The organism is Pseudomonas sp. UBA6315 (assembly GCF_002438125.1).
Classification (GTDB): Bacteria; Pseudomonadota; Gammaproteobacteria; order Pseudomonadales; family Pseudomonadaceae; genus Aquipseudomonas; species Aquipseudomonas faucium.
This window is the reverse complement of the sequence record NZ_DJTF01000026.1, coordinates 40,037-49,182: the sequence shown is the minus strand read 5'-3', so window position 1 is coordinate 49,182 and position 9,146 is coordinate 40,037. Positions and strand designations below refer to the sequence as shown.

The 9,146-nt window shown below is 65.6% G+C and carries 8 protein-coding genes; 4 read left to right on the top strand and 4 right to left on the bottom strand.

The features are described 5' to 3' along the window. The 3 genes from gcvT to gcvP form a co-directional block, all read left to right on the top strand. Window positions 1–992, top strand: a 992-nt coding sequence (gene gcvT, locus B3E94_RS02590; RefSeq protein ID WP_286912208.1) for a glycine cleavage system aminomethyltransferase GcvT, incomplete at its 5' end; no start/stop codon positions are given. A gap of 47 nt (window positions 993–1,039) precedes the next feature. After that, complete coding sequence (gcvH, locus tag B3E94_RS02585) at window positions 1,040–1,423, top strand: glycine cleavage system protein GcvH (protein ID WP_176511635.1); 384 nt, start codon at window positions 1,040–1,042, stop codon at window positions 1,421–1,423. Window positions 1,424–1,597: 174 nt separating this feature from the next. Further along, entirely contained in the window at window positions 1,598–4,471 is a 2,874-nt protein-coding gene (gcvP, locus tag B3E94_RS02580; protein WP_286912207.1) for an aminomethyl-transferring glycine dehydrogenase, read from the top strand. A gap of 6 nt (window positions 4,472–4,477) precedes the next feature. On the opposite strand, the gene B3E94_RS02575 is transcribed toward gcvP, so the two are convergent. The 3 genes from B3E94_RS02575 to B3E94_RS02565 all read right to left on the bottom strand — a co-directional run bounded on the left by B3E94_RS02575 (window position 4,478) and on the right by B3E94_RS02565 (window position 6,975). Continuing rightward, window positions 4,478–4,792, bottom strand: coding sequence for a DUF2388 domain-containing protein (locus B3E94_RS02575; protein ID WP_176511637.1), 315 nt, complete (start codon window positions 4,790–4,792; stop codon window positions 4,478–4,480). A gap of 88 nt (window positions 4,793–4,880) precedes the next feature. Beyond that, on the bottom strand, window positions 4,881–6,560 hold the full coding sequence (locus B3E94_RS02570; RefSeq protein ID WP_286912204.1) for a GspE/PulE family protein: 1,680 nt from the start codon (window positions 6,558–6,560) through the stop codon (window positions 4,881–4,883). 97 nt (window positions 6,561–6,657) lie between these two features. Continuing rightward, window positions 6,658–6,975, bottom strand: coding sequence for a hypothetical protein (locus tag B3E94_RS02565; RefSeq protein ID WP_286912203.1), 318 nt, complete (start codon window positions 6,973–6,975; stop codon window positions 6,658–6,660). Between the two features lie 126 nt (window positions 6,976–7,101). On the opposite strand from B3E94_RS02565, the gene B3E94_RS02560 reads away from it, so the two are divergent. Next, a complete protein-coding gene (locus B3E94_RS02560; protein WP_286912201.1) occupies window positions 7,102–7,572 on the top strand; it encodes an Lrp/AsnC family transcriptional regulator in 471 nt (156 codons plus the stop codon). 84 nt (window positions 7,573–7,656) lie between these two features. Here the strand turns inward: B3E94_RS02560 and B3E94_RS02555 are convergent, their stop codons facing one another. Beyond that, window positions 7,657–9,033 (bottom strand): inorganic triphosphatase, encoded by a 1,377-nt coding sequence (locus B3E94_RS02555; protein ID WP_286912200.1) that lies wholly within the window; start codon window positions 9,031–9,033, stop codon window positions 7,657–7,659. Window positions 9,034–9,146 lie beyond the last annotated feature (113 nt).

The window sequence follows — 9,146 nt, the reverse complement described above, 5'->3', positions numbered from 1 at the left end:
GCTCGCAGGTCGAGGAGCACCATCAGGTGCGCAGCGACTGCGGGATCTTCGATGTTTCCCACATGACCGTGATCGACGTCGGTGGCCCTGATGCCACCGCTTGGCTGCAGCGATTGCTGGCCAACGATGTCGCGCGGCTCGACGCTGTCGGCAAGGCGCTGTACAGCCCGCTGCTCAATGAAGAGGGCGGGGTCATCGATGACCTGATCGCCTACCGCACCGAAGCCGGCTATCGCCTGGTCACCAACGCCGCTACCCGCGCCAAGGTGCTGGCCTGGCTCAAGGCCCAGCAGGGCGGGTTCTCGGTCGATTTCGAGGTGCGCCCGGACCTGGCCATCCTGGCCATCCAGGGCCCGCAGGCACGTGAGAAGGTCGCCGCCTTGCTCAGCGCCTCGCGCGCCGCGCTGATTCGTGAGCTGCGCCCGTTCGAAGGCATCGCCGACGGCGAGTGGTTCATTGCCCGCACCGGCTATACCGGCGAAGACGGCCTGGAAATCATCCTGCCCGGCCAGGAAGCCGTCACCTTCTACAACGACCTGGTCGGCGCCGGTATCGCCCCCAGCGGCCTCGGCGCCCGCGACACGCTGCGCCTGGAGGCCGGCATGAACCTGTACGGCCAGGACATCGACGAAAGCCACACCCCGCTCACCTCCAACCTGGGCTGGAGCATCGCCTGGGAACCTGCCGAGCGCGACTTCATCGGCCGTGCCGGGTTGCTGGCGGAAATCGAGCGTGGCGTGCAGGACAAACTGGTTGGCCTGGTGCTGGAAGAGCGCGGTGTTCTGCGTGCCCATCAGGTGGTTCGCGTTGCCGGCATTGGCGAAGGGGAGATCACCAGTGGTAGTTTCTCTCCTACGCTGAGCAAGTCCATTGCCCTGGCACGCGTGCCCATGGCCACCGGTGACCGTGCCGAGGTGGAGATTCGCGGCAAGTGGTACCCGGTGCGGGTGGTCAAGCCCACCTTCGTGCGCCACGGCAAGATTCTGATCTGACAATTAACGGCGGGCCGAACCGCTGACCCAAACGAGGAATTCAAGACATGAGCAATATCCCCGCCGATCTGCGTTTTGCCGAAAGCCACGAGTGGGCGCGCCTGGAGTCTGACGGCAGCGTCACCGTGGGCATCAGCGACCACGCCCAGGAAGCCCTGGGTGACGTGGTGTTCGTCGAGCTGGCCGAAGTCGGCAAGGTGTTCGCAGCTGGCGACGCGGCTGGTGTGGTCGAGTCGGTGAAGGCGGCTTCCGATATCTACGCCCCGGTCGGTGGCGAAGTGATCGCGGTCAACGAGGCGCTGGCCGACAGCCCTGAGCTGCTCAACGAAGAGCCTTACGGCGCGTGGATCTTCAAGCTCAAGCCGAGCGACAAGGCCGAGCTGGACAAGCTGCTGGATGCGGCGGGTTACAAAGCCGCAATCGGCGAGTAAGACCGCGGCGCACTCTTCGCGGGGCAAGCCCGCTCCCACAGCCTCAAAGGCCTTGTGGGAGCGGGCTTGCCCGCGAAGAGGCCGGTACGGGCAAGCAAGTTTTCCCGCACGCTCGGCAATCCTTCCTAGACTTATAAGTCTCCATGAGACCTGGTCTAGGAAGAGAGCGTCGTCATGTCCCAGTCGCCATCCCTGCATCAACTGCAAGAGCTCAACCCTTTCCTGCGCCGCCACCTGGGGCCCGATGCCTCGGAGCAGCAGGCCATGCTTGCGGCGCTCGGCCTCGACAGCCGCAACGCGCTGATCGAGCAGACCGTGCCACCGGGCATCCGCTTCAACCGCGCCCTCGACCTGCCGCCCGCCCTGGACGAACAGGCCGCGCTGGCCAAGCTCGCCAGCTACGCCGCGCAGAACCAGGTCTGGACCAGCCTGATCGGCATGGGTTACCACGGCACCGTCACCCCCACCGTCATCTTGCGCAACGTGCTGGAAAACCCCGGCTGGTACACCGCCTACACGCCCTATCAACCAGAAATCGCCCAAGGCCGGCTGGAAGCGCTGCTGAACTTCCAGCAGATGGTCATCGACCTCACCGGCCTGGCCCTGGCCAACGCCTCGTTGCTCGATGAAGCCACCGCAGCCGCCGAAGCCATGGCCCTGGCCAAGCGCGTGGCACGCAACAAGAGCAATGCGTTCTTCGCCGATGAACATTGCCACCCGCAGACCCTGTCGGTGCTGCGTACCCGTGCGGAAGGGTTCGGCTTCGAGCTGATCGTCGATGCTGTGGACAACCTCGCCCAGCACCAGGTGTTCGGCGCCTTGCTGCAATACCCCGACACCCATGGCGAGGTGCGCGACCTGCGGCCGCTGATCGACCAGCTGCATGGCCAGCACGCGGTAGCCTGCGTGGCCGCCGACCTGCTCAGCCTGGTGGTGCTGACGCCCCCCGGGGAGCTCGGCGCCGATGTGGTGCTGGGCTCGACCCAGCGCTTTGGCGTGCCGATGGGCTACGGAGGCCCGCATGCGGCCTATTTCGCCTGCCGCGACGACTACAAGCGGGCCATGCCCGGGCGCATCATCGGCGTGTCGCGCGATGCCCGTGGCAACACCGCGCTGCGCATGGCGCTGCAGACCCGCGAGCAGCATATCCGCCGCGAAAAGGCCAACTCCAACATCTGCACCGCCCAGGTACTGCTGGCCAACATGGCCGGCTTCTACGCCGTGTACCACGGCCCCGAGGGCCTGCAGCGCATCGCCCAGCGCGTGCACCGGCTGACCTTCGTGCTGGCCGCGGGCCTCGAGGCCAAGGGCCTCAAACGCCTCAACCAGCACTTCTTCGACACCCTGACCCTGAACGTAGGCGGCGCCCAGGCGGCGATCATCGAAAGCGCGCAAGCGGCGCACATCAACTTGCGCATCCTGGGCCGCGGCCACCTGGGCGTCAGCCTCGACGAAACCTGCACCGAGCACACGGTACTGAAGCTGCTCGACATCTTCCTGGGCGTCGACCATGGCCTGGACATCGCCACGCTCGACCAGCAGGCACTGCCCGAGGGCATCCCTGCCGCACTGGTGCGGCGCACGCCGTTCCTGGCGCACCCGGTGTTCAACCTGCACCACAGCGAAACCGAGATGCTGCGCTACCTCAAGCAGCTGGAGAACAAGGACCTGGCGCTGAACCAGTCGATGATCCCGCTGGGCTCCTGCACCATGAAACTCAATGCCAGCAGCGAGATGATCCCCATTACCTGGCCGGCCTTCGCCCAGCTCCACCCCTTCGCGCCCGCAGCCCAGGCCACCGGCTACAAGGCGATGATTGACGAGCTGGAAAGCTGGTTGTGCGCCATTACCGGTTTCGATGCCATCTGCATGCAGCCCAATTCCGGTGCCCAAGGCGAATACGCCGGGCTGATGGCGATCACCCGTTATCACCGCAGCCGCCACCAGCCCCAGCGCACCTTGTGCCTGATCCCGTCATCGGCCCACGGCACCAACCCCGCGTCGGCGCAGATGGCTGGCATGGAGGTGGTGATCGTCGAATGCGACGATGACGGCAATGTCGACCTCGGCGACCTCAAGGCCAAGGCGCAGGCCGCGGGGGACAGGTTGTCCTGCCTGATGGTCACCTACCCCTCGACCCATGGCGTGTACGAGGAGGGCATCCGGGAAATCTGCGAGGTCGTGCACCAGCACGGCGGCCAGGTGTACATGGACGGCGCCAACCTCAACGCCCAGGTCGGGCTGGCGCGGCCAGCCGATATCGGCGCCGACGTTTCCCACATGAACCTGCACAAGACCTTCTGCATCCCCCACGGCGGCGGCGGCCCCGGCATGGGCCCGATCGGCATCCGTGCCCACCTGAAACCCTTCGTGGCCAGCCACCCGGTGGTGCCGGTACCCGGCCTTGACCCGAACAACAGCGCGGTCAGTGCCGCGCCCTGGGGGAGCGCGAGCATCTTGCCGATCAGCTGGATGTACATCGCCATGATGGGCCCGCAACTGGCCGATGCCAGCGAGGTGGCGATCCTCTCGGCCAACTACCTGGCCAGCCAGCTTGGCGGCGCGTTCCCGGTGCTGTACCGCGGCCGCAACCAGCGCGTGGCACACGAATGCATTCTCGACTTGCGGCCGCTCAAGGCGCAGACCGGTATCACCGAGGAGGATGTTGCCAAGCGCCTGATGGACTACGGCTTCCATGCCCCGACCATGTCGTTCCCGGTGCCGGGCACGCTGATGGTCGAGCCCACCGAAAGCGAGTCGAAGGCGGAACTGGATCGCTTCATCGAGGCGATGCTGGCGATCCGTGCGGAGATCGACCAGGTGCAGGACGGCAGCTGGCCGGCAGAGGACAACCCGCTCAAGCACGCCCCGCATACCCTGGCCGACGTGCTGGCGCCGTGGAGCCGGCCCTACAGCCTGGAGCAGGCGGTAGCGCCCAGCGCTCACGTGCGCCAGCACAAGTACTGGCCGGCGGTGAACCGGGTGGATAACGTGTATGGCGACAGGAACCTGTTCTGCGCGTGCGTGCCGGTGGAGGCTTATCGCTGAACGGGGTTACTCGGCGACAGCGTTCTTGGCCAGGATGGCGTTGGCCAGTTCCATGTCGGAGGCCTGCATGCCGGGGTTCTCGGCCCGCACCTGGCGGATGGCCGACTCCAGGAACGGCCCGCGAATCGCACCTTCACTGGCGACGAAGCTGCCTGCATCGTCCTGCGCGGCGAGCACCAGCTTGTGATCGCGCGAGGTCAGGTAGGTCGATGCCGTGGTAGCGCCGGAGGAAAGCACGTTACGCCAGAAGGTATCGGCCATTGCGCTGCTCACAGGCAACGAAAGCAGAGCAGCGGCTGCGATGGCGGTTTTGAAACGCATGTTGAAACACCTCGGAGGGTGAGGGTAGAAGTTGCCGGTTTGATCCTTTGAAACAGGCGCAAGTTCCTTGAATACAAGGGTTTTTTGCTCAGGAACAGACCCGCAGAACCTCGTCGGAACGGGTCAGCCCACGGGCCACTTTCGCCTCCCCGCAGCGTTGCAGGTCTTGCAACCCTTCATCCAGCGCTATTTGTCGCAGGCTGAGCAGATCGGCGCCTATCCGTGCGCGCAGGTTGTCGCTGGGTACCAGCAACTCGTACAACCCCGTGCGGCCATGGAAGCCGGTGCCTCGGCACAGCTGGCACGCCTGGCCGTTGCCGCTCGATGCGCCGCCCTGGCATTGGCGACACAGCACCCGCACCAGGCGCTGGGCCATGACGCCTGCGAGGGTGGCCCTTATCAGGTAGTCGGCCACACCAAGCTCTTGCAGGCGGGTAATGGCGCTGCAGCTGTCGTTGGTGTGCAGCGTCGACAGCACCAGGTGCCCAGTCAGCGCTGCCTGCACCGCTACCAGGGCGGTATCGCGGTCGCGGATTTCGCCGATCATGATGATGTCCGGGTCCTGGCGCAGCAGCGCCCGCGCACCCTCGGCAAAGCCAAGGCCCAGGGCCGGTTGTACCTGCAGCTGGTTGAAGGCGGGCTCGAGGCGTTCGATCGGGTCTTCGATGGTGCACAGGTTGACCTCGGGCGTGGCCAGTTGCTTGAGGCTGGCGTACAGCGTGCTGGTCTTGCCGGAGCCGGTGGGGCCGGTGACCAGCAGGATGCCCTGGCGGCGCTGCAACAGCGCCTGCCAGCGGGCCAGCTGCTCACCTTCCAGGCCGAGTTGGGCGAAGTCTTCCTGTACCTGTTGCGGGTCGTACAGGCGCAACACCAGTTTTTCGCCGAACGCGGTCGGCAGGCTGGACAGGCGTATTTCCACCTCGGCCCCGCCGGGCAGGCTGCGCTTGGCCCGGCCATCCTGCGGCCGGCGCTTTTCTGCCACGTCCATGCACCCAAGGTGCTTGAGCCGGCTGACCAGCGCCAGGGTGACGCTCGCCGGGAATGCGTAGACGGTATGCAGCAAGCCATCGATGCGGTAGCGCAAGTGGCCCTGGTCGCGCCGGGGTTCGAGGTGAATGTCGCTGGCGCGCTGGGTGATCGCGTACTGCAGCAGCCAGTCGACGATGTGCACGATATGGGCGTCGTCGGCACCGGTTTCGGCCTGGCGCTTGCCCGCCTCCAGCCACTGTTCCAGCTCGCCGACGCTGGCCGACTGCTGCAGCTGCGCCCCTTGTACCGAATGGGCCAGGCGCGACATCGACTGACCCAGCTGGCGTAGCTGCAACGGGCTGGCCAACACCCGCACGATCGGCTTGCCGAGGCTGCGGGCAAGGTCGGCCTGCCAGTGGTTCTGGTAGGGCTGCGCGCTGGCCACGGTGATGCTGTGGGCGTCGCTGGCAACGATGAAGATGCCATGGCGCCGCGCGAAGGCTGGGGATATCAGGCCGTTGGCCTGGGCCAGGTCGAGCTGCAGCGGGTCGATGTTCAGGAAGGGCTGGCCGACCTTGCCGGCGAGCCATTGGCACAGGCTGTCCAGGTGCAGGCAGCGGGCGGGATTGCGCAGGTCCCGCAGTTGCAGCGCGGCGATGGTTTCCAGCGGGTGCTGGCCTGGCTGGCTGGCGGCGGCTTCGAGTACCCGGCGGGTGTCGCTTGCCGCCAAGTGCTGGTCAGCCTGCAGGGCTTCGAGCAGTTGTGCCAGGTCGAGGGCGTGATCGTCGCAGGTGTGCATGGTGGCGTCCGTGCCAGGTGATGAGTGCCTGGGCAAGGCTAGCCGGGGAGGGTGGTTGCAGGGCGAGCAATAGGTTTCGAAGGTTTGCTGGGCCCGTTCAGACCACCGCCATCTCCATGCGCACCTGATTCTCCAGGGTCACGTCCCCGACACACACCAGGTTGCGCAGTTTCTGCGCGATGACCTCGGCCCGATGCCAGCTCAGCCCGCCGATGCCGATTTCGATGTCGAGCAGGTCATCCCGCTGGCTGACCTGCACGTTGTGCGGGGTCAGGAACTGCAGGGCGAACAGGTTGAGCACGCGGCACAGGCTGTCCGGCTCGGCTTCGGCCTGCAAGCAGTAGCGCACGGTGCTGTGGCTGGCGTGCGCGGCCCAGACATCGCTGCGCGGTTGGGGGCGTTCGAGTGCGTTCATGCTGGTCTCCGCTGAGGTGGGAGAAATTGTTGCAGGTTGTGCTCGGCATTTTTTCGCTATGATTCGACCAGTTTGCCAAGTTCACGAATAGATTCATTCGTAAATCGCTGTTTTAGAGGATTGATCATGCTGAGCGAATTGGACACCTACGACCGGCGTATTCTCGAGCTGCTGCAGGAGGACGCCTCGCTGTCCAGCGCCCAGATCGCCGAGCGGGTGGGGCTGTCGCAATCGCCTTGCTGGCGGCGTATTCAACGGCTGAAGGAGGAGGGGATCATTCGTGGCCAGGTGACCTTGCTCGATCGCAAGAAGGTGGGCCTGAACACGCAGATTTTCGCCGAGGTGAAGCTCAACGCCCATGGCCGCTCCAACTTCACCGAATTCACCGAGGCGATTCGCGGTTTTCCGGAAGTGCTGGAGTGTTACGTGCTGATGGGGTCGGTGGATTTTCTGCTGCGCATCGTCACCTCGGACATCGAGGCATATGAGCGGTTCTTCTTCGAAAAGCTGTCGAACGTGCCGGGGATTCAGGAGGTCAATTCGATCGTGGCGCTGTCGGAGATCAAGTCCACTACCAGCCTGCCACTGATGCGTTGACGCCATCGCCGGCAAGCCGGCTCCCACAGGGTTCAGTGGTGTACCTGTGGGAGCCGGCTTGCCGGCGATGAGGCCGCTGCGCAATCAAGCCTTGAGCAGATGCTTCCAGCCCCGGCTCTGGTCGATCGCCCGAGCCTGCTCGATGCGCGCTTCAAGCAGCTCGCCAGGCTCTTCGCCCAGTGGCTGTTCGGCCAGCTCATGCAGCTTCTTCAGGTCGCCATACAGGCGGTCCATCTGCGGTGCTTCGAGCACCTGGCGTGCATGGTGCAGCCAGGCCAGCAACTGCTCGATGCGCGGCAGCTGTTCGGCCAGGTCTTCCGGGCGCTGGGTGTACAGCGGCAGTTTCAGCGCACGGCCTTCCTCGCCCAGCAGGTGCCCCAGCCAGCTGGCCAGTTGCGCCTTGCCCTGGCGCTCGCCACGGCCCTTGCGCTCCACGGTCCAGGTGCGGGCCAGCAGCCAGCGCGAGGTTTCCAGGGAGAACTGGCCCCAGCGCACGTCTTCGAGCTCGTCGACGAACTGCTCGGGCGCTGCGCGGCGGATGTCTTCGTCATCGTTGCCGGCCTGTACCAGCGGGCGCCAGTCTTCCAGCAGCGCGTCGAGGCTGGCGCGCAGGTCGCGGGTGGTGGCACGTGGCGCGGCCTGGCCCAGGCTGCTGACCAGCGCGCGCAGTTCGGCCAGGCACTGTACCCAGTCCTGCAGCAGGCGCCAGTGGCCATTGTGGCGGTATTGCTCGGCCAGGCGCTGGCTGCTGCCCAGCAGCTGCCAGGCGAGGGCGGTGAAGGCATCGTCCAGGGCCATTTCGGCGTCCAGCTCGGTGCTTGGCAGGCTCAGCTCGTAGCTGTCCGGCTCCAGCAGGCGGTAGCCGCGCTCGGCCTTGCTGATGTCGCACGGCATCAGCGGCAGGCTGGCGGCCAGCTCGGCGGCCAGCTCCAGCAGGGCTTGCGGTGCGCCTTCACGCAGCTCCAGCTCCAGCTCGCAGATCTCTTCCTTTTGCTTGCCGGCGATCACGAAGCCCTGGTCCAGCGCGGCCTCGATCACCACCTTGCTCTTGCCACGGCCCCAGGCGATTTCGGCGAACTCGCGGGTGAAATCGGTGGTGAACAGCGGCTTGATGGTTTTCTTGTCCAAGCCGGCCAGCTGCTCGGGCCAGCACGTGGCGTCGAGCTTTTTCAGGTCGAGCTTGACCTTGTCCAGGTGCCACTCGTACTCGTTGCGCTCGGACAGGCCGGCCACGCTCTGGCCACGGCACTTCAGGGTCTGGATCACTTCCTCGCCGTCACGGCGCAGGCGCAGGGCGACACGGGCGGCGGCAAGGTCACGCTCGGGGGTGTCGAAGTACTGGTTGAGCAGTTCGCGGGTCTGCCAGCCGGACTTGTTGCGCTTTTTCAGCAGAGGGTGCTCGCGCAGGGCGGCGAGGGTATCGCGGCTGGCGCGGAGCTTGAGTTCGGTTTCTTTGTGCATCGCAGGCTCGAAGGGAAGGCGTGATTGCCGTGCAGTCTACAGGACTGGGCTGGCAACGGTTTATTCCTTACGGCGGATAGCCCTATGATGGGCAACGCTTCCGAGGAGTACGC